Genomic DNA, 23528 nt, shown 5'->3' with positions numbered 1-23528 from the left:
CCGAGGTTCCGCGCATGACCCATCTCGACATCTGGTCGGCGCTCTTCGTCTTCATGCTGGCCACGTTCATCGGCTTCGAAGTCATTCGCAGCGTCTCCAGACTCCTGCACACACCGCTCATGTCCTTGACGAACGCGATCTCGGCGATCGCCGTCGTCGGCTCCATCCTGATCGCGGGCGAGCAGCAAACGCCGCTGTCCACCCTCCTCGGCACGGTGGCGGTGGCGGCTTCGATGACGAACATCGTCAGCGGCTTCCTGATCACCGATCGCATGCTCAAGATGTTCAAGAAGCGGCCGGACAAGAAATGATCGAGCACCTGACCCAACTGGCGTACCTGCTGGCCACGGGGCTCTTCGTCTTTTCCCTCAAATGGCTGAGCCACCCGACGACGGCGCGGCGCGGCGTCATGGCCGGCGTCCTCGCCATGGCCTTTGCCATGGCCGGGACCCTGCTGCATCCGGAGATCGTCACCTACAAGTGGATTGCCCTCGGGCTCATCGCCGGGACGCTGGCGGGCATCCCGCTCTCCCGGGTGCCGTTGACCGCGGTGCCGCAACGGACGGCGCTCTCCCACGCCTTCGGCGGCCTGGCCGCCGGCCTGGTCGGCACGGCCAAGTACATCCTCTGGTTGCAGCAAGGCGAGCTGACCGTCTTCCGCACCAGCGCCATCGTGGTCGAGATCATCCTGGGCTACCTCACCTTCACCGGCAGCCTCATGGCGGCGGGGAAGCTGCAGGAAGTGATTTCCACCCGGCCGATCACCTATCGCGGCCAGAACATCATCAACCTGACCTTGCTGGCGATCGCCGTCGTGAGCGGCATCGTCCTCGTCGCCCGCCCCGAAAACTGGCAGCTCTTCCCAGTGATCGCGGGTTTGTCGCTCCTCTTCGGCGTCCTCCTCATCATCCCCATCGGCGGCGCCGACATGCCGACGGTGATCTCGCTCCTCAACTCCTATGCGGGCCTGTCGGCGGTGGCCATGGGCTTCGTCCTGGAGAACAAGCTGCTCATCACGGCAGGAGCGCTCGATGGCTCCTCGGGCTTCATCCTCTCGGTGATCATGTGCCGGGCGATGAACCGTTCGTTCACCAACGTCCTCTTCGGCGCTTTCGGGCAGGTCACCACCAGCGTGGCAACGCAGCAGCAGCGCAGCTACAAGAGCGCGACCCCCCAGGACGTGGCGCAGATGCTGGCGAGCGCTACCAGCGTCGTCGTCGTCCCGGGGTACGGCATGGCGGTGGCGCAGGCGCAGCACCGTGTGCGGGAGATCTACGACCAGCTGTCGCGCCGGGGCATCGACGTCAAGTTCGCCATCCATCCCGTGGCGGGCCGCATGCCGGGTCACATGAACGTGCTGCTGGCCGAAGCCGACATCCCCTACGACCGGCTCGTCGAAATGGAAGAGATCAACAAAGACATGCCCCAGGTGGACGTGGTTCTCGTCGTCGGCGCCAACGACGTGGTCAACCCGGCGGCGCGCAGCGATCCCAAGAGCCCCATCTACGGCATGCCCATCATCGACGCCGACAAGGCCAAGCTCTGCATCGCCAACAAGCGCAGCATGAACCCGGGCTTTGCGGGGATCGACAACGATCTCTACTACGCCGATCGCACCCTCATGCTCTTCGGCGACGCCAAGGCAGCCCTCGGGCACGTCTTCGACGAGTTGAAGGCTGGGGCCTGACGCCCGTCGACTCGAAGCACCCTAGGGCGCCGGCCTCAGACCTCGAACAGTTCGGGATTCCACTCGATGCCGAGGGCCTCCGGTGGCGCCATGTAGCCCAGCAGGGCGGACGCCGCCACCACGGCGGGACTGGCGAGATAACCTTCGCCGCCGTAGCCCATACGGTTCTGCCAATTGCGGTTGAACGAGGTGATGGCGCGCTGGCCGGGTTGCAGCGCGTCCGGTCCTTGACCGAAGCAGGGGCCGCACCACGAATCACGGATTTGCCCGCCGGCGGCGCGGAGCACTGCGGCGACGGACTTGCCGCCGAGACGACTCTCCGGTTTTTCGATCGCCTCTTTCACCCCCGCCGAGCCGGGGAAAACGACGAAGTCGCGCTGAGCGCGGCCGTGCCCGGCGGCTCGCGCGGCGTCGATCACCAGCGCCGCGTGCAGGAGGTCGGTGTAGCTGCCGTTGGTGCACGAACCGATGTAGGCTTTGTCGAAGAGCAAGCGTTCCGCCGCCATCTCCGTGGCCGGGTAGGCATTGGCAGGGCTGTGCGGCTTGGCGATCATCGGCACGATCCCCGATAGGCTCAAGGTCTCGTCGATCTCGTACACCGCATCCTCACCGGGACGGAGGGGCGGGTACGGCAGCGACGTCATGCCCTTGGCGCGGAACCAAGCGAGCGTGATCTCGTCGGGGGCGAAGATGCCATTCATCGCCTCGCCTTCCGCCATCATGTTGGCGATGGTGTTGCGGTAGGCGATGGGCAGCTGCCGGTTGGCGTCGACGAATTCCACCGACATGCCCTGCGACTGCTTCTCGCCCCAGTGCTGCAGGAGCTGCAGCACGATGTCCTTGCCCGTCACCCAAGGTTGCAAGCGGCCGCTGAAGATGACGCGTCGCGCCCGGGGCAGGGTCATGTACACGTAGCCCGTGGCCCAGCCGAACCCGAGGGTCGTCGAGACGACGCCGATGCCGACAGCGCCGTACGCCCCGTAGGCGCGGCTGTGCGAATCGGCGCCGGGGATGAATTGTCCCGGCATCACGAGACCTTGTTCGGGGAAGTAGAAGTGGAAGATGCCGTCGCCCGGGGTGGCGTAGTAGGGCTTCTCCAGTCCTTGCTGGGTGGCGAAGGCACGACCGATGGAGGTCTGCTTGGCGTCCGCGTCCTTGCCGGTGAAAACGAAGTGATCGTTGGCGATGGCGGCCTGCCGCGGGAAGATCCGCCCGCCGGTGATCTGGTTGAAGGTGTGGATGGCGAATGGCGCCGTGCCGTCGGACGCCGGCAGGAGATCGGCGTAGAGGCGGAGCGTCGCGCCGGGTTTCACTGCTTCCTTCTTGTCCACGCGATGCGCCCAGAGAATCTGCTCCGTCGTCGTGAGGCGCCGCGCCGTCGCCTCGTCGGGCCATTCGACACGTGGCGGCGCTTCCACGGACCGGTGCAGCTCGCGCCGGCCGAGGGCGAAGACGCCGCCGCTGCGGCGGATCTCGTCTTCTTTCGGCGTCAGCGGCTTGGGTGCGTAGGTCTTGCCCTGCGTTTCGTTGGTGAGCGCCCGCGTCACCGGATCGAAGGCGAAGGCGTCGCCGTCTTGGGCGGCCTCGACGGCTTCCTTGCACTGCACCACCTGCAAACCCAGGTTGAGGGCGTTGCGCCGGAAGATGTCCCCCATGTTGTCGCCGCACACGATCACCATCTGCAGGCCCGCTTCCTCGGCGACCGCCTTGAGCCCCGCCGGGCTCATCTCCCGCGACGAACCGATGGCGAAGCGGTCTCCGGCGACGAGGAAGGTCTCGCCGCGATGCACGCGCGCCCGGAAGTCGGGCATGAGAAAGCGGAAGGCGCCCACTTTCCAGCGCTCGTCCAGAGTCTCGAGGCTTTCCGAGACACAGTCCGCTGCTGGGGTGATCTGGTCGGTGTCGATGGCGTCGAGCTTGTGCCCAGGCCGCTTCGGATCCCAGAAGACGAGCGCCCGGCCGCGGAGGAGCGACGCAGAAGCTCCTGCTGTCGTCGGAGCTTCCGCTTCGCCGAGGCTCTGTACCGTAGCTCCGGGCTTCAGTCGCGCCGGGAGGATCGTGTGCATCGGCTCTCTCATCCGCGTCGTTTCAGGTGAGGCGCGTGCCGGGATGGCGGTCCCGGCTTCCGACGGGCGCCGCAAAGCTGCCAGATCGTGCGGCGTTCCGCAAGGCGGCTCCGGCCGCATCCGGGCGCATCCGACTGGGTGCGCATCGAGGGTGCGCCGACCCTTCTGGAACCTGCCCGGGAGGGCTTGCGTCTAGAGGATAGGTCGCTCGAGATGCCCGCGGAGCCCGTGCGCAGCAGAGCGTCGTCGTGCTCCCCGTCGTCCAGTCGGGCGGTCGAGTGCCTGGTCTTTCGCGAAGGGAGCGGTCCGATGCACCGAGGTCACGGACGCCTCGTTCTCACACTCGCGCTGGCTGTGGCGGGTTGTTCTTCCCGCGACAAGCCGGATCGGAGCTTCGACACACGCGTCTCGAAGCCTGCCTATGCCGCCGACGGCCCTCGGACTCTCTTCGATGAGGCGCATCACAACTGGCACCGGGCGAGGAGATCGTACCGACCCTTCGTCGATCTCGTCGAATCCGACGGCTATCGCGTGGAGAGAGGCTCGCGCAAGATCACGGCCGCAGGGCTCGAGCCGTATGCGCTCCTCGTCGTCGCTGCTGCCGTGGGTACGAACGAACGCAACGACGATCCAGCCTTCGATGCCGCGGAGTGCGACGCCATCCGGGACTGGGTCGCGGGCGGCGGCTCGCTTCTCCTCATCACCGATCACTATCCGCTGGGCCATGCGGTCGAAAGCCTCGCCGGGCGGTTCGGGGTCCAGCTGAGCAAGGGCGTGGTGGAAGACTCCGTACAAGCCGACCCCAGTTTCGACGAGACTCACCTGGTCTTCTCCAGGGAGAATGGCGGCCTGGCCGAGCACCCGATCGTCGAGGGCCGGGATGCGAGCGAAAGGATCGGCCGCGTGTTGACTTTTACCGGCGAAGCGGTCTACGCCGAGCCCCCGGCTCTCGGATTCCTGCGGCTGTCGAGCACCGCGGTAGCTCGCCCGCCGGAGCCCGTGGTGGAGAGACGAGGGAAGGACGTGATCGTCAACGTCGGTTATGGTGATCCCGCCGCCGTGCCGGGATGGAGCCAAGCACTGGCGCTCGAGGTTGGAAGCGGTCGGGTGGTCGTCCTCGGCGAAGCGGCGATGCTTTCCGCCCAGCTCCGCCGGTTCGACGGTCGGCCGGTCGGGATGAACGTCGCCGGCTACGACAACCGGCAGTTGGCGCTCAACATCGTGCACTGGCTGACGAAGCTGTTGTGAGAATCGGTGCGAGGGAGATGGCGATGGACGTTGATCTGCGTCGGTTCGAAACCCCTGACGAGACTCGACTCTTCGAGAAGGGGAAATTCGAGATCATCCGTGTAGGCGGCGTCTCGATCGGGCGCGCCACCTACGAACCCGGGTGGATGTGGTCCAAGCATGTCGGGCCCGGCGTGGGTGCGGCACGATGCAATGTGGCTCACGTGGGCCTCGTGTTGTCAGGCGTGGCCACCGCCGCTTTCGACGACGGCCGGGTCATCGAGCTCCGACCCGGCGACCTCTTCCACATCCCGCCCGTGCCCCACGACAGTTGGGTGGTGGGGGAGACGCCGTACGTCTCCCTGCACTTTCTAGGCGCGGACGATTATGCGAAGACCGCTCGCGTCCGTGGACTCGGCCGCGAGGCATGACCAACGCTCATCAACCGCGCGTGATCCCACTGCGGACTGCCAGTGCGAGGGAGACGGCGAGCGCCAGGGCGGCGAGCGTCCCGAGTGCGCGCATCACGTGCCCCGGTGGGTTGTCGTCGAGGCGCGGGCTCATAGGGATCCAGACTGCGAGCACGACGCCGATCGCGAGTCCCGCGGCATGGGCGATGTTGTCGGTGCCGTTGCGAGTGACGCCGGCCACCAGCCCTTGGCTCACGAGGATCGCCAGCGCACCGGCGAGCGCCCGCGCGCGGGTGGGCGGCAACCGGTGACGCAGGCGGTAGGCGCTCACGAGCAGCGCCCCGCCGAGGGCGAAGATGGCGCCCGAGGCCCCGACGCTCAGCGTTGTTTCTGAACCGTGAAGCCAGGCGCGCCATGCCAGGCTCGCGAGCGACGCTCCGCAACCGCCGGTGACGAATAGCACCAAGAAGCCCGAGCGCGTGAAGATGCGCTCCACCGCGGGGCCGAGGATGAGCATGCTGATGGCGTTGGAGAGGGCGTGGGCCCCCCCTGCATGCACAAAGGTCGAGGCCAGCAGCCGCCAGGCGCTGTCGAACGGACCGAGACCCGTGGCGCTCGCGCCCCAGTCGAGCAACGCCGAGCTTTCGCCGATCTCGTGACGGATGGCAAGGACCATGAACAAGAGTCCCCATGCCAGCACGAGCAGGACGGTGGCCCAGGGTTGGATGTCGCCGACCACCGACCACAGGTCGACAGACGGTGGCTCGTCGGCATCCAAGGGCACGAGCTCGGGCGGCTCGGACTCGTCCGCTTCGGAGTCGGGAGGACCGGTGGTCATGGTCAGACTATGCGGCCGATCCACAGGGACAAGCAAGCGGACGCTGGCGCGGCACACCGCGCCGTTCCCGCAGATGCGGCCGCTTTCAGTGCTGGCGGAACTTTGGCATCCAGCGCCCGACGTGCTGGGTGTACGCCTCGTACGACGCACCGAAGCGCTGCCGCAGATTCGGCTCCTCGTATCCGATGACGAACAGGTTGACGACCGCGAACCAGATCACCCAATAGGTGGCAAGGGCCCACGAACGGCTCCACACCACCTCGCCGAGCACGATGGTCGTGACGCTGAGATACATCGGATTCCTCACGTAGCGGTACAAGCCGCGCACCACCAGTTGACGCGGCGGGTCGAGGGGCGACAGCGTACCCCTGCCGCTCCGCGCGAACTCGAGGATACAGGCAGCGAGGAGCGCGGCGCCGAGGCCCAGGCACAAAAGGCCCAGAACCTGCGCCGGTTGGGTCCCGTCGAACCGCAGCCGGCTGAGACCGAAGAACCGCCACGGCACGTACCCGGCGAAGAAGCCTGGGAGCAAGAATGTCCACAAGAGGCTGCGCAACGCGAGCCAGGTGGATGACAGCTGCCGGTTCATGTGTCGGTATCGCCTGAGGGGTGTGACATCAGATGGTTCACCGCGCGGTGGCGGCGCGCAGGTGCTCCGGTGTCGTGCCGCAGCAGCCGCCGATGAGCCGCGCGCCGAGGTCGCGCCAGGAGGCAGCGATGCGGCCGTACTCCGCCGGCGGCGTGCTCGTGTCGGGCGCCCACTGGCCGTCCGGGGTTTCTTTGCCGTAGTTGGCGTAGGCGCCGATGGGGCGCTCCTCCTCGGACCATTGCATGCGTTCGAGAGCCGCGGTCACGACCACTGGCGGCGAGCAGTTCACCAGGAATCCCGCCACCGGCAGGGGCCGAAGGTGCGCCCAAGCCACCTCGAGGTCCTCGCCGGAAAGCAAGTCGCCGGTCCCGTTGGGATCGAGGATCAGGCTGACGAGAACGGGGAGACCAGTGTCGAGGGCGACGAGCGCCGCATCGTGGGCTTCGCGCGCCGTGTTCATGGTCTCGACCAGGAGGAGGTCGACGCCGGCCGCCTGGAGATTGAGGGCGTGGGCGGAGTGCTCGCGCAGGAGCACTTCACCGGGCGGCACGCGCTCGGGGTGGAAGCAATCCTCCAAGGGAGCCATGCTTCCCGCCACCAAGCCGCGACCCATGATCTCGCAGGCCCGGTGTGCCACGGCTACGCTTCGTTCGGTGAGCTCTGCTGCCTCCTGCTCGCGGCCGCACTTGCGGAGCGTGTACGGCGTGGTCCGGAAGGTATTCGCCGTGATGATGTTGGCTCCCGCCTGCAGGTAGTCGAGATGGATCTGCTGCAAGATCTCGGGCACCGCGACGGCGGCATCGGCGGTCCAGAGCGGCCGCTTTGTCGGCACGCCGCGGCGCTCCAGCTCCGTCCCAGTCGGACCGTCGAGGAAGACGACTTCGCGCGACGCGAGCAGTCGTTCGAGGGCGTCGGTCAAGCGACCTCCCTAGAGCAGAGATTCGATGCATGCAACATCGTGGCCTTGCTACAGGCGTCTTCCTTCACTACCGGATCCTGCCCCACCCGCTGCGGGCAGGAAGATGAGCGGGAATGTTCTCCAGCGAGTAATCACCGGACAGTTTCGCGAACTCTGGGTCGCCCGTGACCTGCAGAGATACGTACTTCAGAGGTGGCGAGTAGCGCTTTGCGTTCTCGAGTACGCACTGTTTCGTCGCATGAACGATCAGCTCGCGAATCGGCTCGAAGTAATCTGATGGTTTTCCACGCGGCGGTAAGGCCATCTCGACCTGCAGCGTTTCACGAGCCGCAAATGCCTGGATCATCTCGTCGAACGATGTTTGCTTGATCCCGAGGATCTGGATCTTGATTCCGAAATCAAAGGCGACGTTCAGATTCTGTGCACCCTGGTCTGTCTTGACGGCATTCTCGCTTGCAGTCAGTCTCACGGATCGGTATCGCTCGAAAGAGTCAAAGAAGTCCACATACAGCACTTGGCCGAGGACAACATCGTTAGCGGTGCCTCCGATGGGCTGGGTCACCTGCACCGCTGCGCGCTCACTCGCGGCACAGATACCGCTCGAGAACATGATGATGGCTGCCACCACCAGTGTCAGCACGCAGTCCCACCTCGGTTTTCAGCAGTGGCCCTCGCCGGCTCGCCACCAGGTCGCACCGGCCAAGCGGCTCCGCGCCCGAACCTCTCCGTCAGGATTGTGACAGGGCGGCGAGAGTTCTGCCAGGCGGCCTGGAAATCCCCTGCCGGTTCCGTTAAGGTTTGCGGCTGCACCGACTGTACCCTTCTAGGGCTTCGCGTCGTATGAGGTCGGAGGAGAGACGCAGCCGGTGGCTTCTCAGGAGGTTCCGATGGCGGTCGCGACGGTGGAGAAGCTGCTGCACGAGGCCGCCCAGGGGCGCCGGTTGACGGCGGACGAGGCCGTGCGCTTGCATCGCGAAGCGGAGCTCCTCGACCTCGGGCAAGCGGCGCGGGCGGCGCGCTTCCGCCACGTTCCCGAGCGCCGTGTCACCTACCTCGTCGACCGCAACATCAACTATACGAACGTCTGCATCACCGACTGTCATTTCTGCGCCTTCTACCGTCACAGCGAAACGCATCCCGAGGCTTACACGCTTTCCCGCGCTGCCATCGCCGCCAAGATGGAGGAGCTCCTCGACGCCGGCGGCACCCGCGTCCTCATGCAAGGTGGACACAACCCCCGCCTGCCCCTCGCCTGGTACGAGGAGCTGCTGCTCTGGATGCGGGCGGAGTACCCCGAAATCGAGTTGAACTGCTTCTCGCCCTCGGAAATCGATCACATCGCTCAGATCGAGGGCTGCACGATGACCGAGGTCCTGCGGCGCTTGCAAGCGGCCGGGCTCGACGGTCTCCCTGGCGGCGGCGCCGAGATGCTGGACGACGAGGTGCGCGGGCGTGTCAGCCCGAAGAAACAGAGCGCCGCCGGCTGGCTCGAGGCCATGCGCATCGCGCAATCGCTGGGTCTCGTGACCACGGCCACCATGGTCATCGGCTTCGGCGAGACGGCGGAGCAACGCGTCGGCCACCTGCTCAAGCTCCGCACTCTGCAGGACGAGAGCCTGCGCCGGCACGGGGCCGGCTTCGCCGCCTTCATCGCCTGGACGCTGCAGATCGAGAACACCTCGCTCGGTGCCAGCAAGGAACGCGGTCTCTTCGGCGCCAGCGCTCACGAATACCTGCGACTCGTCGCCCTGGCGCGGCTCTTCCTGGACAACTTCGACCACGTCCAGGCTTCCTGGCCGACACAGGGGACGAAGCTGGCGCAGGTGGCCCTGGAGTTCGGCTGCGACGATTTCGGCAGCACCATGATGGAAGAGAACGTCGTTTCCGCCGCCGGCACCAGCCTGTGCAGCGTGGCGGAGATCGCCTTGCAACGCGGCATCCAGGAGGCTGGCTACGTCCCCGCCCAGCGCGACTCGCGCTACCGCATCTTGCGACGCATCGACAAGGTCCCGGATCCCGCCGCCCCGCGCCGTGTGCGCGCCTGATCCCCATGGCAAGAACAGGCTTCGTGAAGCAAGCGCGCCTCCTCCTGCTGGCGGCAGCGTTCACGCTGCCCGCGGCGACCGCCACGGCGCAGCCTTCCTCTGGCGCCACGGACACCGTGCACGTCGAACGCAAGAAACTCACCCTGGAGGAGATTCTGGCGCGGTGCCTCCAGGGGGAGAAGACCAAGCTCGCCGGACACCGGGACATCACCTACACGCTCACGGTGCGCAGCATCCTGCACTGGAAGAAGAAGAAGGAAGTGCGCGATGCGGTCTTCAAGATGTTCGCCGACGACACCGGCTTCAGCCGCTCCGTGAAGGTCGGTGAAGAAGTTCACCGCTTCAAGCTGCAAGAAGACGCCTGGGTGCTGGACGAATCCCCTGAAAAAGACCCGAGCGTCAAGATGGAAGCCGGGGGCTTCAGCGACTTCGTCGAACTGCCGTTTTTCCTGGAAGACCAACAGGAGTTCAACTTCGAGCTACTCGATCGCACCATCGAAGCCAATCACGTCATCTTCAAGGTGGGCTTCCGGCCGAAATCCGAGTTCAAGATCCTGCCGTCCGGGATCGTCTACGTGGACACCGACGCCTACCGCATCGTCCACGAGGAGTTCACCTTCAATCAAAATCCCTTCCCCCTCCTGGTGAAGGACATGAAGAGCTTCTCCCGCCACTGGGAAGAGCTCCCGGGCGGCGAATGGGTGTTCACCCGCGTCATGCTGGAGATCGAGCTGCGCAACGTGTTCTTCGGCAAGGCGCCGGAAAACGTGGCGGTGGCGCTGCTGCGGGAAGACTTCCGCTTCGATCAGGGCTATGACGAACGCATCTTCGGGAAACGGTGACATGCGGCGTTCCTGGGCCATTCGGTGCGTGGCGGCACTCGCAGCTGCCTGGTGGGAGACGGGTGCCCTGACGGGTGCCCTGGCGAGCGGTGGAGTGCTGGTGAGTGCGGGGGTGCTGGCGAGCGCGGGGACGCTGGCACTCATGGGGACACCAGCGCCTGCGTTGGCCCAGGAGGAAGCGGACAGCACCCGGGCCCCGGTGCTGGAGACGCCGGTCACTCCGGACAGTCTTCCCCCCGAGAGTCTGCGCGAGCGCTTGCAGCGCCAGGACAAGGCCCGCTACGACCCGGAGCTCCTCCAGCCCAACCGGACTTTCCGTGACTCCGCCCTGGCGGCACTCGACTCGCTCGGGCTGGAGAAGTCGCGCAAGAAGAATCCCACGGACTTCCGCCCGGGCTTCAACTTCGGCTCGCGGCTGTGGAACTACAACCGCGTCGAGGGTTTCGTGCTCGCGGCGGGATTGGACGTCGGCAGCCGCCAGGATGAAGAGCGTGAGCCCTGGGTCGAGCTCCAGGCCGGCTATGCCTTCGGCAGCGAGAAGTTCCGGCACTACGAGGCGCTGCGCTTTCCCTTGGCGCCGGGTGATTGGGGTCTCGGTGCGCACGTCTACTACGGAGAACGCGCGGTGCCCTACGGCTCGAACCGCCCGCTCTGGAACAGCATCCGCGCCTTCGTCGGCGGCGAGGACGCGCGCGACTATCTGCGCAGCCGCGGCGGCGGTGCCTTCCTCGAGTGGCGGCGCTACCGCAGCGTGCGCCTCGCCGTCGGCTACGAGGCCGCCGAGGAAGCGAGCGCGGCGGCGACCACCAGCTTCGCCCTCTTCGGCGACATGGCGCCGGTGAACGATCCGGTGCAAGACGGCACCGATCGCGCCGTGGTCGGCAGGCTCCGCCTCGGCGGTCTGGCGCGGTACATGGCGAGGCTGGATGCAGAGCACCGCGTCGCCGGCGGCGACCTGGGTGGGGACTTCACCTACAACCGTACGGATCTGCAACTGGCGCTACGCCGCTACTTCTGGCGCCAGGAGTTCGTGCTGCGCGCCCGCTACGCCCACACCGGGGGCGACGCTCCGGTGCAACGCCTGGCCGACGCCGGCGGGCTCTCCACGGTGCGCGGCTACAAGAAGCGCGCCCAGGTGGGCGAATCGGCCTTCGCCGGCCGGCTGGAGTACCTGATTCCTTACGATCTCTTCACGCACAGCCACATCCCGGTCCTCTGGCGGCTGCGTTTCCAGTTCGTGCCCTGGGCCGACGCCGCCCGCACCTGGGACGGCGCCACCGACGCCTGGATCGCCGCCGCCGGGCTCGGTGTGCAATACTACCTCGGTCCCTTCGGAGACCCCACTTTCCTCCGCCTCGACGTGGCCTTCCCCATGGGGCCGGACCGCTCGCGGGACGTTCGCTTGGAGTTGCACTTCGTGACGGGTGTATTCTGAGGGACCTGTGCGCCGGGACCGGGGCCAGAGGGAACGAGGGAGGCTCGGGTCCGCCAGCGCTGGGGCGGAGACCCGGACGGGCGAATGCAATGCCGCCGGTGTCGGCTGCGACTGGCGGGTGAGTGTGTCATGCAAGAAATGATCGCGCGCTACAAGATCCTCGACCGCCTCGGCGCCGGGGGCATGGGCGAGGTGTACAGGGCGCTGGACACCAAGATGCGCCGCGAGGTAGCGCTCAAGCTGCTGCCACCGCAGTTCGTGAAGGACGCCGACCGCGTCGCGCGCTTCAAGCAGGAAGCGCTGGCGACCTCGGCGCTCAATCATCCCAACATCACCACGATCTTCGAGATCGACGAGGCCGACGGCAAGCACTTCATCTGCCTCGAGTTCATCGCCGGTCGCTCGCTGCGCGAGATGCTCCGCTCCGATGCACCCGACCTGCGGCAGATCCTGGACTTCGCCGCGCAGGTGGCGGAAGGGTTGCATGCAGCCCACGAGGCCGGCGTGGTGCACCGCGATCTCAAGCCCGAGAACCTCATGGTGCGGCCGGACGGCGTGGCCAAGATCCTCGACTTCGGCCTCGCCAAGCTGGGCGGCGGCCACGAGATGCCGAGCCCGAGCGCAGAGACGCTGATCCAGCAGCCCTCCCCCGGGAACGAAGGGCTGACGCAGCCCGGCATGGTCCTCGGGACGGTGGCGTACATGTCGCCGGAGCAGGCACGCGGCCAGCATGTGGATCACCGCTCGGACATCTTCACCTTCGGCAGCATCATGGTCGAGATGTTGACCGGGAAGCAGCCCTTCCAGGCGCCGTCCAGCGTCGAGGTGATGCACGCCATCATCCACGAGCCGCCACGCCTGCAGAGCCTCGGGTCCGGTCTGCCGGCGGAGCTGGTGCGCATCGTGCGCAAGTGCATGGCGAAGAATCCGAGCGAGCGCTACCAGTCGGCGAAGGATCTCGCCATCGACTTGCGGGCGCTGCTGCGCGATCTCGATTCGGGCGAGGTGACGGCGACTTACCCGTCGCAGGGTGGCGTGCCTGGGATTGCTCCGGCATCGGGCGCCGTGCCCGAAGCGCGCATCAGTCTGCCGGGGAGCGGGATGTCGTCCGGGTGGGGCACTGTGGGCGCGACGCCTACGAGCATGGCCACGCCCTTGCCCCCGCCGAGCGGTCCCCCTGGAGGCACCGCGTCCGGTGTTTCTGGAGTGGCACCAGTTCCAGCAAGGCGGCGGCTCCTCGGTCCCCTCGGCTTGGCCGTGGGCGTCGTGGCCTTGACGGCGGCGCTCGCGCTCGTCTTCTGGGGCAGACGCGAGCGCGGGAAGCCCGAGGTCCCGGCGGCGCCGCTGCAGATGACCAAGCTCACCAACTCGGGCAACGCTGGCGCGCCCGCGTTCGCCCCCAAAGGTCAGTTCATCGCCTACACCTACAACGACCCGACGACGGATCAAGTGTCGATTCGGATCCGCCAGATCTCCACCGGGACCGAGGCGGAGATCGTGCCGCCGCGTCCCGACATCGCCCTCGGCAACCTGGCCTTCACCCCCGATGGCGAATGGTTGCTCTACACGACACGGCAGCGCACCGAAGCGGTGCGCACGTTGTGGCAGGTGTCGCCGATCGGCGGCACCCCGAGAGAAGTGCTCCGCGACTTGGACAGTGCTCCTTCCTTCGCGCCCGACGGCCAGCGCTTCGTTTTCCAGCGCAGCAAGACTCCACGGGACGTCCACTTCTACACCGCGACCTTGGGTAGCTCGGAGGAACCCAAGGAGGTGCTTGCGGTGCCCGAGGAAGCGCTGGGGATCGGCGGTCCGGTCTGGTCGCCGGCAGATGAGGAGATCGTCTACACCCAGGTCGATCGGGGCGATCTCTTGCACCGCAAGCTGATGATCAGGAATCTCGAGAGCGGAGCGACGCGCGCCGTGCCCGGGCCGCGCTGGATGCAGCTCGCCGGCTATGGCTGGACAGTGGATGGCAAGGGTCTGTACGTCACCGGTTCGAAGACGTGGGTGGATCACTTGCAGATCTCGCGCATCGGGCTCACGGATGGATCGGTGCACCCGGTGACGCAAGGGTTCGACGAGCACTCCATCATCGCCATGCGGCGGGATGGCAAAGCCCTCGCCACGGTGCGAACCACCGTGGCTTCGCAGCTCTGGCACGTGCCCATGGGCGGCACGCCCGCGGCGAACGCAGCGCAGGCGCGGCAGATCACCCGCGGCACCACTTTCGTGGGCAGCCCACGCGTCTCGCCCGATGGCACCCAGATTTCCGTGGTTTCCGAGGAGGGCGGACACATGGATCTCTGGGTGATGGGAGTGGATGGATCGAACCGCCGGCAGCTCACCTTCGGTGCCGCCCAGGATTTCTCGCAGACTTGGTCACCCGATGGTCGCCGGGTCGCCTATGCCTCCGAGAGCGAAGGGGATCTGCAAGTCTGGGTGACCGACGCGGACGGCAAGAACGCGCAGCAGCTGACCCGAGTGGGGAATACGAACTACGCCCCCTCCTGGTCGCCGGACGGGAAATGGATCGCCTTCATCTCTTCGATCGAGGACAGCAGCATCCTCTACAAGATCCGACCCGAGGGCGGCGACGCCGTGCGCGTGAGCGGCAGCGCCAAAGTCATGATGCTCACCGAGTGGTCGCCTGACGGGAACTCGGTCCTCACCTGGCTATTTCCCGAAAAACCGTCGGCACAGCTCGAAGCCGGCGTTTTCCCGGCCTCGGGTGCGGGCGAGCTGCGCCGGTACCCGTTCCTGCCCCGGAGCCAATGGTCGATGCTGGGTTTGCGCTGGACGCCGGACAGCAAGAACCTGTCGACCATCGAACAGGTGGACGGCACCTGGAGCGTGCGCATCATTCCTCTGGAAGGCAGCGCGCCGCACGTCGTCGTCTCGTTCCCGGGCGAAGACGTTCTCTTCAACTATGGCTGGTCGCCCGACGGCCGCTTCCTCATCGCCCAGCGGGGCACGATGAACTCCGACATCCTGCTGCTGGAGAACTTGCCCTAGGACGAGTCCGCCGTTCGCAACGGAAGAAACGATGCTCCGCTGGCTCCCCGAGAACGTTTCGACCTACGGGGATCGCGTCGATGGCGTGATCCACCTGGTGGCGTGGATCGTGGGCGTCTGGTTCGCCGTCGCCCTGGGGCTGTTGCTGTACTTCGCGGTGCGCTACCGCCGCCCCTGGCAGCCGCAGGCGGCCTATGTGCCGGCGCGGACGCGGCGCAGCATGGCCGTCGTCCTGGTCCCGGTGGCGGCCATCCTCGTCCTCGATCTCGTCATCGAAGCGGCGAGCTCCCGCGCCTGGGACACGATCAAGATCCACATGCCCGAGCCGGCCTTGACGGTGCGTGTCATCGGCGAGCAGTACGCCTGGACCATCGTCCACCCGGGGGCGGACAACGTGCTCGACACGGCCGACGACATCACCGAGCTCAACGTCATGCACGTGCCGGCGGGAGAAGTCGTGCAGTACGAGCTGCAGGCCAAAGAGGTGATCCACAGCTTCTTCCTTCCCAACCTGCGCCTGAAGCAGGATGCCGTGCCCGGGCGCACGGTGCGCGGCTGGTTCGAAGCCACCCGTCCTGGCAAGTACCAGCTGGTTTGTGCCGAGCTCTGCGGTCTCGGGCACACCAACATGCGCGGCACGCTGGAGGTGCAGTCGCCGGCGGACTACCAGGCGTGGGTGGCGGCGGCGGCGCCCGAGGGTGGACGCTGATGGTGCGCGCGAGCTTCTGGAGACGCTGGGTCTTCTCCGTCGATCACAAGACGATCGCCAAGCAGTACCTGCTCACCGGCCTCGTCATGGCGCTCGTCGGTGGCTGGCTCGCCCAGGGCATGCGGGCCCAGCTCGCCTGGCCCTACCACGACCTGCCATTCTTCGGCGTCGTCGACCCGGCGCGCTACAACGCCTTCCTCACCATGCACGGCACGATCATGCTCTTCTGGGTGGCCATGCCCATCCTGCTCGGAGCCTTCGGCAACTTCCTCATCCCCCTCATGATCGGCGCCGGCGACATGGCCTTCCCGCGCCTCAACATGATGTCGTACTGGACCTTCCTGGCCAGCACGCTGGTGCTCCTGGCCTCCTTCTTCGTGGCGTCGGGTCCCGCCGCCGGCGGCTGGACGACCTATCCGCCGCTCGCCGCCGTCCCCGGCTACACCGGCGTCGAACGGGGTACGGACCTCTGGATCATCGCCGTGATGCTCGAGTTCATCTCCGTGCTCATGGGCGGCATCAACTTCCTCACCACGGCGATCAATATGCGCGCCCGGGGCCTGCGCATGATGGACTTGCCCCTCATGGTGTGGATGCAGCTCGTTTCCGCCGTGCTCTTCATGCTCTCCGTCGGGCCCTTGCTCGGCGGCGCCCTCATGCTCTTCCTCGACCGCAACTTCGGCAGCGGCTTCTTCGACCCCGCCAAGGGCGGCGACCCGCTCCTCTTCCAGCACCTCTTCTGGTTCTTCGGGCACCCGGAGGTGTACGTGATCCTGTTGCCCGGTCTCGGGGTGGTGGCGGAGGTGCTGACCTCCGGGGCGCGGAAACCGCTGTTCGGCTACCGGATGATCGTCTGGTCCGTGCTCGTCTCCGGTTTGCTCAGCTTCCTCGTCTGGGCGCACCACCAGTTCGTGAGCGGCATGGATCCGCGCCTCGCCTTGCCGTTCGCGGTGACCACGCTCCTCATTTCCGTGCCCTTCGCCGTGCAGCTTTTCTCCTTCATCGCCACGCTCTGGCGTGGTTCGATCCGCTACACCCCGGCCATGCTCTTCGCCGTGGGCACCCTGGCCAACTTCCTCATCGGCGGCACGACGGGGATCTTTCTGGGCGCGGCGGCTGCGGACATCTATTTCCACGACACCTATTTCGTCGTCGCCCACTTCCACTACACGCTCTTCCCTGCGGTCATCCTGGCGATGTTCGCCGGCATGTATCATTGGTTCCCGAAGATGTTCGGGAGGTTGATGCACTCGGGGCTCGGCACGGTGCACTTCTGGCTCACCCTCGTCTTCTTCAATCTGACCTTCCTGCCCCAGTTCCTCCTCGGCCTGGCGGGACACCCACGGCGGGTCGCCGATCCTTCGCAGTTCGACCTGCTGCTCGGCGGAGCGCAGCGTTACAACCTCATCTCCACCCTCGGCGCCTTCGGCCTGTTCGTGGCGCAGACCCCTTTCATTTTCAACTTCTTCTGGAGCCTGGCGCGGGGGCGGCGGGCAGCGGCCAATCCCTGGGAAGCGACGACATTGGAATGGCTGGCGGCTTCGCCGCCTGGGCATGGCAACTTTGCCGGCGAGGTCGTTGCCCTGCGCGGCCCCTACGAGTACAGCGTGCCGGGCGCAGCGCAGGACTGGCTGCCGCAGGGGAGAATTCGCGACAACGGCGCCGGCGAGTCTGAGGCGCCAGCGACATTGCGAAACTCGAGCACGGGCACGGTGGGTGGAGCGCCCCAGGACTGAGGGGAGTCGACGTGGATCCGAGTCTCGCCGGAACGCTGGAGGGAAAAGCAGCCGCCGGACCGCGGGTTCCCACCGAGAGGCTCGGCATGTGGTGGTTCCTCGCCTCGGAAGCTGCCATCTTCGCCGGGATGCTCGTCGTCTATCTCGTCAACCACCGTCCCGACTGGGCGGCGGAGAGCCACGCCCTGCAACGTGACCTCGGCGCCGTGGGGATGGCGGTGCTGCTCGCGAGCTGCGGCACCATGGCGCAGGCTGCGGCTGCAGCACGACGCGGGGCGCGGCGAACAGTTCGAAACTGGCTCGCGGCCACCATCGTCCTTGGTGTGGCCTACCTCGCCTGCACGGGCATGGAGTACGCCCGTGCGCTCGCGGAAGGGCATGGTCTCGGTACGCATCGCTTCTGGGCGCACTGGTTCCTGATGACGGGGGTGCATGCGGTGCACGTGCTCGCCGGGGTGCTGGCGATGGCGTCCCTGCTGCTCATGGACCGCCGTGGCACGAACCATGGGCGTGCCGGCACACTGGCGTTGTACTGGCTCTTCCTCGGTCTCGTCTGGTGCGTGTACTTCCCGCTCTTGTACCCCGTGCCGTAGCGGGTGCGAGGAGGTCGCTGTTGGGTTTCGAAGACGATCGTGGTGGGGGCAGGGCGCCATCGCCGGCGGTGTCGAACGCGACGCTCGGCACGGCTCTCTACGTCGGGGCCGCGCTCATGCTCTTCAGCGGCTTGATCAGCGCCACCCTCGTCCTTCGCGCCGGCGCTGGCACCTGGCCGCCCGCGGGGCAGCCACGCTTGCCGCTCCTCGTCAGCCTGGCGAACATGCTTCTCCTGGGCGCGAGCGGCTTCCTGGTATGGCGGGCGCACCGGGAGCCACGACACGCACGGCGCTTGCGAGCGCTGCAAGAGGGCGCGCTGCTCGGTGCAGGCTTCCTCTGCATCCAGGGGATCGAATGGGCCCGGCTGCTCGCGCATGGCTTGCGCGTCTCGTCGAGTCCTTACGGGGCGACGTTCTACACTCTCGTGGGGACCCACGCCGTGCATGTCCTGGGCGGGCTCGTCGCACTGCTCCTCACGGTGCGGCGGCTGCGCCAGGGTGCTGGTGACGTTGGCGCCTGTCTTTTGTACTGGGGTTTCGTCGTTCTGCTCTGGCCGGTGCTCTATGTCCTGGTCTGTTCGCATTGAGAGCAAGCCCCGGCTCCTCGCCTTGGGGCTAGCGCCTGCCGTTCTCCTGCACGAGGCAGCGGCGCGAGCTTGTCCCGCCTGTGCCGGCAGCATGAGCGGTACGGCGAAGGGTGCCTACCTCGCGAGCACGGCGGTTCTCTCGCTGCTGCCACTCGGCATCATTGCAGCAGGTGTCTGGCTCCTGCGGCGCGCCCACCGGCGGGCCAGCGTCCGGGCCGTGCCCCCGGGACAAGAAAACGCCGGGAGGACTTCCCGGCGTTTCCGGAGCGTTGCTGCCGAAGACGACGCTGCGAGCGCCTGATGACGACGCCGTGAGCGTCGGAAACCGACGCCTCTAGCGGCGGCGGAGGAAGACGCCGATGTCCACGCGCAACAGATGGTTCCCCGGCGGCAGCGGCGGCAACTCGACCGGCACGGGGTTCGCTGTCGTGTACTGCGGGTACGTCGGCATCCATTGCCACACACCCGTCACCGGACAAGTGCGGGTGACGAGCGGCGGGAAGACGTAGTACCCCGATGCATCCGTCGTCGTGCCGCGGAACACGTCGCAAGGTGACAGCAGCTGGAGCTCGGCGGACGGTAGCCCGGCCTCTCCTGGATCGAACACACCATTCTGGTCGGCGTCGAAGAAAACATGACCCTCGATGGTGAGGTTGACCGGGTTGGTGGAGTCCTCCGTCGCGATGCCGAAGTCGACCCGGAGCAGTGTGCCGTTGCCCGCCGACTTGTCCAGGATCACCTGATCCGGGGTGGTGCCCACGTACCCGGGTACGGGCTGACGAGCCACCAGCCAGGGGAGCGGGCAGCCGACGCTCTGGCCGCGGATCAGGTAGTGGCCGTCCGTGTCGGTGAAGGCGACACCCGTGACGGGGAGCATGCACTCGAGCGCGCTCGCCACGATTTGAACCTGAGCGACCCCCTCATCGGTGCGATCGCGCTGCCCGTCGCGGTCGTGGTCGAAGAAGACGAAGCCTTCGACGAAGAGCTCTGGCAGCACCGTCCGCACTAGTCCGAAATCGGCTGCGAGGAAGCTGGAGAGCGTGCCGTCGTTCTGGCGCACGATGAGCACCTGCAATTCCGCGGGAGTCGTCGGCCTGCCGCCTTCGGGAACCGTCATGGTCACGGTGTAGAGACCCGCGTCCGGGACATCGAAGCCATAACGACCGCGCTCGTCGGTGACCACGATATGCACTTGGTCCGGTAGCTGGAGCCCGACGCCGACACCAGGGATTCCCGGTTCGTCCAGGTCGCGCTGGCCGTTCTCGTTCTGGTCCTGGAAGACGACGCCTCCGATCACGCCGTCCGGGGGCGCGTACTCCACCACCAGACTGGCATGGAAGGCGAAGCTCTGCCCGCCGGTGCCGGCGAAGATCCACTCCACCGGCGTCGAGGTCTCACCGCCCGCCAGCAAACCGTCCTCGCCGTAGGTGCCGCGGTGATCGAAGAAGCAGGTTCCCGGCGGCGGCTCGATTGGCGGCGGGAGCGGCGGAATGGGTGGCTCGGGCGGCACCGAGTCCGCGGGCGAAGCTCCAGGCCTCGGCACGCCGGAAGCTCTGCGTGGGCCAGGGTCGGTGGAATCGCCCGGGACCTCGAGGGGGCACATCGCGTTGTCCGGATGCACCGAGTCGGGTTGAAAGTGAGACACCAGGACCCCCGAAGGTCCGGGCACTGTCTCGTTGCCGGTGTTGCGAATGGCGACACGCGCGTGCAGCAGCCCCTCGATGTCGAACTGCACCTCGGTGGCCACTAGGCGCAGGAAGGGCTCGGGCTCGCCGGAAGGGGAGTCGACACGGAACACGAGCTCCCCGGAGCCGGGGTTGAAGTTGCCCTGAAATTCGGTGTCCCCGCTGGGGGTAGGACCGGGGGTCATTTGATCCGCACAGTGGGGGAGAAACAGCAGCAGGGGGAGAGCCCAGAGGGCGACGAGGGGGGCCGAACGCACGCTCCGGAGCGGCCGGATGCGCATCTTCGGGTTCATCTTTTCCTTCTCCTTGGTGGCGCCCGCCGCGTGCGGGTAGACGGCAGGCCCGAGAATCTCATGGCGGTCGAATCAACAGCCGGGTGGTGACTTTCAATATACGCCCCGGCTCCAGGGGGTGCAACGCGACGGCGGAACTCAAGGGCGGGCAGGAACTTGCTCCGGAGGAGGAGCGAGCGTCCAATCGGTCCAGCCGAGGTTCTTGCCGGGTTGCGTCGGCTTCCCATCCCAGAAATGGGTGCCGTAGACCGAGTCGACTAATGGCGCCAGCCAGGTATCGTCCCCGGTGGGCGGGTATTGAGCCTCTTGCTGCAGCCAAGTGAAGGCGCGGAGCAGCGCCCGGTCAGACCACTCCCAGACGTCGTACCCGGCGCGATGCAGGATCATCGCCTGCGTGAGTGCACCCTGCAGCGCGCCGTAGACATAGTTCTCGTGCGGCGGCGGCCAGGTGAAGCCGCCGCCGGCGCGGCGCTGGTCGTCGGGAAGCACGCCGTCGAGGGAATGGCCGTCGCGGCTCGCCCCCTTGGGATTGATCCCCACTGGATGGTCCCGGTCGGCTTGCCAGCCGAGCTCGCCGAACTCGAAGTCGGCATAGGCGCTCCGGTCCCCAAGCCAGCCCCGGAAAACCTGTGCCGTCCGCTCCATCTCGGCGCGATCACCCAGGTAGGCGGCGACGGCGGCGCGGCTGGCGCCGGCGTGGGTCCCCCAGTTATTCGGACGTCTTTCGTGCGTCGAACGCAGCGACTCACCGCGCAGCTCCTTGCCCAAGAGATCGCGCAACCAGGCTCGGAAGCGCGCGTCTTCCTCCGGTGGCAGATGCACCAATTCGGCGGCGATGACATAGGCCGCGAGCTTCCGGCCCACGGCGAGGGTGCGCGCCCCTTTCTCCGTGCCGATGACCGCATGGATGGCATCGACGACCTGGTAACGCAGGTCATCGTTACCGGTCCTGGCGGCGACGAGGGCCTTGGCGAGAACGCGCACGTTGGTGTGCTCGTCTTGATCGGAGAGATTCGGATGTTCCGCCGGTTGCTGCGCTTCCTGGAAGAGCTGCTCCCAGGAGGGGCCTTCGGTGGGAAGGGAAGCGAGATCCTTTGGGCTGATCCAGATACCGTCCATCTGCAGCGTGCCCGCGCTCTCGCTCTTGCAGCCCAGGGCGAGCCCGACCACTGCCAGCCATGCTGCTATGTGGCGCTTCGTTCCATGGGTTCGTCGCATCGCTGGCCGCACCTCCTGCACGGTTCACATGCTGCTCGCGAAGGAGCAGATCGGGGGAGTGTAAGGAGGGAAGGGAGCGCGAGCAAGAGCGGCGGCAGCCATGCTGGACTTGCTGACGGTCCCGGCGGCATGTGAGAGTGGTCGGGAACGGGCAAGGAGTGGCCGTGAAGTTCAACTGGTTCCTGAAGCAGATCGAGCTGCGCGAGCCGGTGAGCGACCTCACCTGGGATGGTCGCCTGTTCGTCGTCCATGTCATCAACAACTTGAACGTGGGCGGCGCCGAGCACTTCCTGGTGCAGCTCATGCGCGCCCAGATCGCTCTCGGCTGGCACGTCGGCGTGGTGACGCTGACCGAACCGAACCCCCTGGCGCACGACATCTACGGCAGCGGCATCCTCTACCGCGGCTGCGCTCGCTCACGCCTCAACGATCCGCGGCTGCTCTTCGATCTGCTCGCGCTGATGCAGCGCTTGCGTCCCGACGTCGTGCACACCCATCTCTTCTATGCCGACACTTTCGGGCGCGTGGCGGCGCGGCTCGCCGGCATCTCTGCGCTGGTGAGCACCGAGCACAGCACCGAAGGCTGGGCGCTGAGCGCCAAGCGCCGGACGGTGATGCGCTGGACGACCCCGCTCTGCCGGCGGCTGGTGGCAGTCTCCGAGGCCGTGCGCCAGAGCGCGGCGGCACGGCTGCGTGTCCCGGCGGCGCGCATCGTCGTCATTCCGAACGGCATCGATGTCGCGGCGCTCGTGCAAGCGCAGCCGCTCCCCCGCGCCGATCTCGGCGTGGCGGCGGATCCCTTCGTCATCGGTTGCGTGGGCCGGATGGTGGCATCGAAGGGGTACGACACGCTGCTGCGCGCGGTGGCGCGTCTCGAGGGTGCGTCGGCTCACCCAGCAGGGGAGCAACCGAGAGGCGTGGTGGCGGGGAATGCGAGCTCCGTCCAGGTCCTGATGATCGGCGATGGTCCAGAACGCCGGGCCCTGCGCGAGCTCGCCGTGCGGCTGGGCTTGGAAGGGCGGGTCCGCTGGCTTGGCGTCCGCGCCGACGTGCCGCGCCTCCTGAAGATGCTCGATGTCTTCGTCTTGCCTTCCACCTACGAAGGGCATTCGATCGCCTTGCTGGAGGCGATGGCAGCCGGCTGCCCCTGCATCGTGAGCGACATCCCGGAGATCGTGGAGACCGTGGGGGAGGCGGCGTTGCGTGTGCCGCCGCGGGACGAGGGTGCCCTCGCCGTGGCGTTGCAGGAGCTGTGGCAGGATCCCGCCCGCCGCACCGGGCTCGGCGCCGCGGCGCAGCAGGCGGTGCAGCGGTTCTCGATCACGGCGTCGGCGCAGAGTTATTCTTCCGTGTACCAGGAGATCCTCGGTACGAGGCACACACCGGCGGCGCGGGAACGAGGCGAACCGAAGTAAAGGTGACGGGCCGCCCGCTGAGCTCGAACGTTCGTGCAGTGAGCGAAGTCAACAGCGCAAGACAAGGAGGGCTACGATGAGCGCGCTTGGAAGAGGGCTGGTATCGATCGTATTCGCCGGCGCCGTGGTAGGGGCTGCCATCACGTTCGCTCAAAGCGATCTCGCAACCCTCTCCACGATCACGCCGCCAGAGCAGAAATTCATTCCCAACCCAGCGCCTCC

21 protein-coding genes are annotated in these 23528 nt (G+C 66.9%); 14 read left to right on the top strand and 7 right to left on the bottom strand.

The window, feature by feature from the left end; genetic code table 11:
* Window positions 1–14 precede the first annotated feature (14 nt).
* Window positions 15–311 carry an NAD(P) transhydrogenase subunit alpha gene (locus VFE28_03485; protein HZM15041.1) on the top strand — a complete coding sequence of 99 codons (297 nt, stop codon included), beginning with the start codon at window positions 15–17 and terminating at the stop codon, window positions 309–311.
* Window positions 308–1687, top strand: coding sequence for an NAD(P)(+) transhydrogenase (Re/Si-specific) subunit beta (locus VFE28_03480; GenBank protein ID HZM15040.1), 1380 nt, complete (start codon window positions 308–310; stop codon window positions 1685–1687). The genes VFE28_03485 and VFE28_03480 overlap by 4 nt, the downstream gene beginning before the upstream one ends.
* A gap of 35 nt (window positions 1688–1722) precedes the next feature.
* On the opposite strand, the gene VFE28_03475 is transcribed toward VFE28_03480, so the two are convergent.
* Window positions 1723–3753, bottom strand: a complete 2031-nt coding sequence (locus tag VFE28_03475; GenBank protein ID HZM15039.1) for an aconitase family protein — start codon at window positions 3751–3753, stop codon at window positions 1723–1725.
* Window positions 3754–4062: 309 nt separating this feature from the next.
* On the opposite strand from VFE28_03475, the gene VFE28_03470 reads away from it, so the two are divergent.
* Together VFE28_03470 and VFE28_03465 are read left to right on the top strand one after the other, a co-directional pair.
* Window positions 4063–5001 carry a hypothetical protein gene (locus tag VFE28_03470; protein ID HZM15038.1) on the top strand — a complete coding sequence of 313 codons (939 nt, stop codon included), beginning with the start codon at window positions 4063–4065 and terminating at the stop codon, window positions 4999–5001.
* Between the two features lie 23 nt (window positions 5002–5024).
* The gene (locus VFE28_03465) at window positions 5025–5411 is read left to right on the top strand and encodes a cupin domain-containing protein (GenBank protein HZM15037.1); all 387 of its coding nucleotides are present in this window, start codon (window positions 5025–5027) and stop codon (window positions 5409–5411) included.
* A 10-nt stretch (window positions 5412–5421) separates the two neighbouring features.
* On the opposite strand, the gene VFE28_03460 is transcribed toward VFE28_03465, so the two are convergent.
* The 4 genes from VFE28_03460 to VFE28_03445 all read right to left on the bottom strand — a co-directional run bounded on the left by VFE28_03460 (window position 5422) and on the right by VFE28_03445 (window position 8376).
* The gene (locus VFE28_03460) at window positions 5422–6228 is read right to left on the bottom strand and encodes a rhomboid family intramembrane serine protease (GenBank protein HZM15036.1); all 807 of its coding nucleotides are present in this window, start codon (window positions 6226–6228) and stop codon (window positions 5422–5424) included.
* 85 nt (window positions 6229–6313) lie between these two features.
* Entirely contained in the window at window positions 6314–6817 is a 504-nt protein-coding gene (locus VFE28_03455; GenBank protein HZM15035.1) for an isoprenylcysteine carboxylmethyltransferase family protein, read from the bottom strand.
* 37 nt (window positions 6818–6854) lie between these two features.
* Complete coding sequence (locus tag VFE28_03450; protein ID HZM15034.1) at window positions 6855–7736, bottom strand: homocysteine S-methyltransferase family protein; 882 nt, start codon at window positions 7734–7736, stop codon at window positions 6855–6857.
* Window positions 7737–7803: 67 nt separating this feature from the next.
* Window positions 7804–8376, bottom strand: coding sequence for a hypothetical protein (locus VFE28_03445; GenBank protein HZM15033.1), 573 nt, complete (start codon window positions 8374–8376; stop codon window positions 7804–7806).
* 247 nt (window positions 8377–8623) lie between these two features.
* Here VFE28_03445 and mqnC point away from each other — a divergent pair, with 247 nt between their 5' ends.
* From mqnC to VFE28_03400, 9 genes are all read left to right on the top strand, one after another.
* The gene (gene mqnC / locus VFE28_03440) at window positions 8624–9781 is read left to right on the top strand and encodes a cyclic dehypoxanthinyl futalosine synthase (protein HZM15032.1); all 1158 of its coding nucleotides are present in this window, start codon (window positions 8624–8626) and stop codon (window positions 9779–9781) included.
* A 23-nt stretch (window positions 9782–9804) separates the two neighbouring features.
* A complete protein-coding gene (locus VFE28_03435; protein ID HZM15031.1) occupies window positions 9805–10623 on the top strand; it encodes a hypothetical protein in 819 nt (272 codons plus the stop codon).
* Between the two features lies 1 nt (window position 10624).
* Window positions 10625–12058 carry a hypothetical protein gene (locus tag VFE28_03430; protein HZM15030.1) on the top strand — a complete coding sequence of 478 codons (1434 nt, stop codon included), beginning with the start codon at window positions 10625–10627 and terminating at the stop codon, window positions 12056–12058.
* A 129-nt stretch (window positions 12059–12187) separates the two neighbouring features.
* Window positions 12188–15070, top strand: coding sequence for a protein kinase (locus VFE28_03425; protein ID HZM15029.1), 2883 nt, complete (start codon window positions 12188–12190; stop codon window positions 15068–15070).
* Window positions 15071–15101: 31 nt separating this feature from the next.
* Complete coding sequence (locus VFE28_03420) at window positions 15102–15779, top strand: cytochrome c oxidase subunit II (GenBank protein ID HZM15028.1); 678 nt, start codon at window positions 15102–15104, stop codon at window positions 15777–15779.
* A complete protein-coding gene (locus VFE28_03415; GenBank protein ID HZM15027.1) occupies window positions 15779–17515 on the top strand; it encodes a cbb3-type cytochrome c oxidase subunit I in 1737 nt (578 codons plus the stop codon). Before VFE28_03420 ends, VFE28_03415 begins: the two co-directional genes overlap by 1 nt.
* 11 nt (window positions 17516–17526) lie before the next feature.
* Complete coding sequence (locus VFE28_03410) at window positions 17527–18108, top strand: cytochrome c oxidase subunit 3 (GenBank protein HZM15026.1); 582 nt, start codon at window positions 17527–17529, stop codon at window positions 18106–18108.
* Between the two features lie 20 nt (window positions 18109–18128).
* Entirely contained in the window at window positions 18129–18695 is a 567-nt protein-coding gene (locus VFE28_03405) for a cytochrome c oxidase subunit 3 (GenBank protein HZM15025.1), read from the top strand.
* Entirely contained in the window at window positions 18673–18996 is a 324-nt protein-coding gene (locus VFE28_03400) for a hypothetical protein (GenBank protein ID HZM15024.1), read from the top strand. Before VFE28_03405 ends, VFE28_03400 begins: the two co-directional genes overlap by 23 nt.
* A gap of 33 nt (window positions 18997–19029) precedes the next feature.
* On the opposite strand, the gene VFE28_03395 is transcribed toward VFE28_03400, so the two are convergent.
* Both VFE28_03395 and VFE28_03390 read right to left on the bottom strand, forming a co-directional pair.
* Window positions 19030–20673 (bottom strand): SdrD B-like domain-containing protein, encoded by a 1644-nt coding sequence (locus VFE28_03395; protein HZM15023.1) that lies wholly within the window; start codon window positions 20671–20673, stop codon window positions 19030–19032.
* Window positions 20674–20811: 138 nt separating this feature from the next.
* Window positions 20812–21891: an alginate lyase family protein gene (locus VFE28_03390; protein ID HZM15022.1), complete on the bottom strand. Its 1080-nt coding sequence runs from the start codon at window positions 21889–21891 to the stop codon at window positions 20812–20814.
* Between the two features lie 164 nt (window positions 21892–22055).
* Here VFE28_03390 and VFE28_03385 point away from each other — a divergent pair, with 164 nt between their 5' ends.
* Window positions 22056–23306: a glycosyltransferase gene (locus VFE28_03385; protein ID HZM15021.1), complete on the top strand. Its 1251-nt coding sequence runs from the start codon at window positions 22056–22058 to the stop codon at window positions 23304–23306.
* The last annotated feature ends 222 nt before the right edge of the window (window positions 23307–23528 follow it).

The sequence above is a fragment of the Candidatus Krumholzibacteriia bacterium genome, assembly GCA_035649275.1.
Lineage (GTDB): Bacteria > Krumholzibacteriota > Krumholzibacteriia.
This window is presented reverse-complemented; position numbering and strand designations above follow the sequence as displayed.

Bases quoted from the DNA above. Each gene is read 5' to 3' on its own strand.
- VFE28_03455 (HZM15035.1), bottom strand. From the start codon at position 6,817: ATGAACCGGCAGCTGTCATCCACCTGGCTCGCGTTGCGCAGCCTCTTG.
- VFE28_03460 (HZM15036.1), bottom strand. From the start codon at position 6,228: ATGACCACCGGTCCTCCCGACTCCGAAGCGGACGAGTCCGAGCCGCCC.
- VFE28_03475 (HZM15039.1), bottom strand. From the start codon at position 3,753: ATGCACACGATCCTCCCGGCGCGACTGAAGCCCGGAGCTACGGTACAG.
- VFE28_03420 (HZM15028.1), top strand. From the start codon at position 15,102: ATGCTCCGCTGGCTCCCCGAGAACGTTTCGACCTACGGGGATCGCGTC.
- mqnC (HZM15032.1), top strand. From the start codon at position 8,624: ATGGCGGTCGCGACGGTGGAGAAGCTGCTGCACGAGGCCGCCCAGGGG.
- VFE28_03485 (HZM15041.1), top strand. From the start codon at position 15: ATGACCCATCTCGACATCTGGTCGGCGCTCTTCGTCTTCATGCTGGCC.
- VFE28_03430 (HZM15030.1), top strand. From the start codon at position 10,625: ATGCGGCGTTCCTGGGCCATTCGGTGCGTGGCGGCACTCGCAGCTGCC.
- VFE28_03395 (HZM15023.1), bottom strand. From the start codon at position 20,673: ATGAACCCGAAGATGCGCATCCGGCCGCTCCGGAGCGTGCGTTCGGCC.
- VFE28_03480 (HZM15040.1), top strand. From the start codon at position 308: ATGATCGAGCACCTGACCCAACTGGCGTACCTGCTGGCCACGGGGCTC.
- VFE28_03470 (HZM15038.1), top strand. From the start codon at position 4,063: ATGCACCGAGGTCACGGACGCCTCGTTCTCACACTCGCGCTGGCTGTG.
- VFE28_03465 (HZM15037.1), top strand. From the start codon at position 5,025: ATGGACGTTGATCTGCGTCGGTTCGAAACCCCTGACGAGACTCGACTC.
- VFE28_03425 (HZM15029.1), top strand. From the start codon at position 12,188: ATGCAAGAAATGATCGCGCGCTACAAGATCCTCGACCGCCTCGGCGCC.
- VFE28_03415 (HZM15027.1), top strand. From the start codon at position 15,779: ATGGTGCGCGCGAGCTTCTGGAGACGCTGGGTCTTCTCCGTCGATCAC.
- VFE28_03400 (HZM15024.1), top strand. From the start codon at position 18,673: ATGTCCTGGTCTGTTCGCATTGAGAGCAAGCCCCGGCTCCTCGCCTTG.
- VFE28_03390 (HZM15022.1), bottom strand. From the start codon at position 21,891: ATGCGACGAACCCATGGAACGAAGCGCCACATAGCAGCATGGCTGGCA.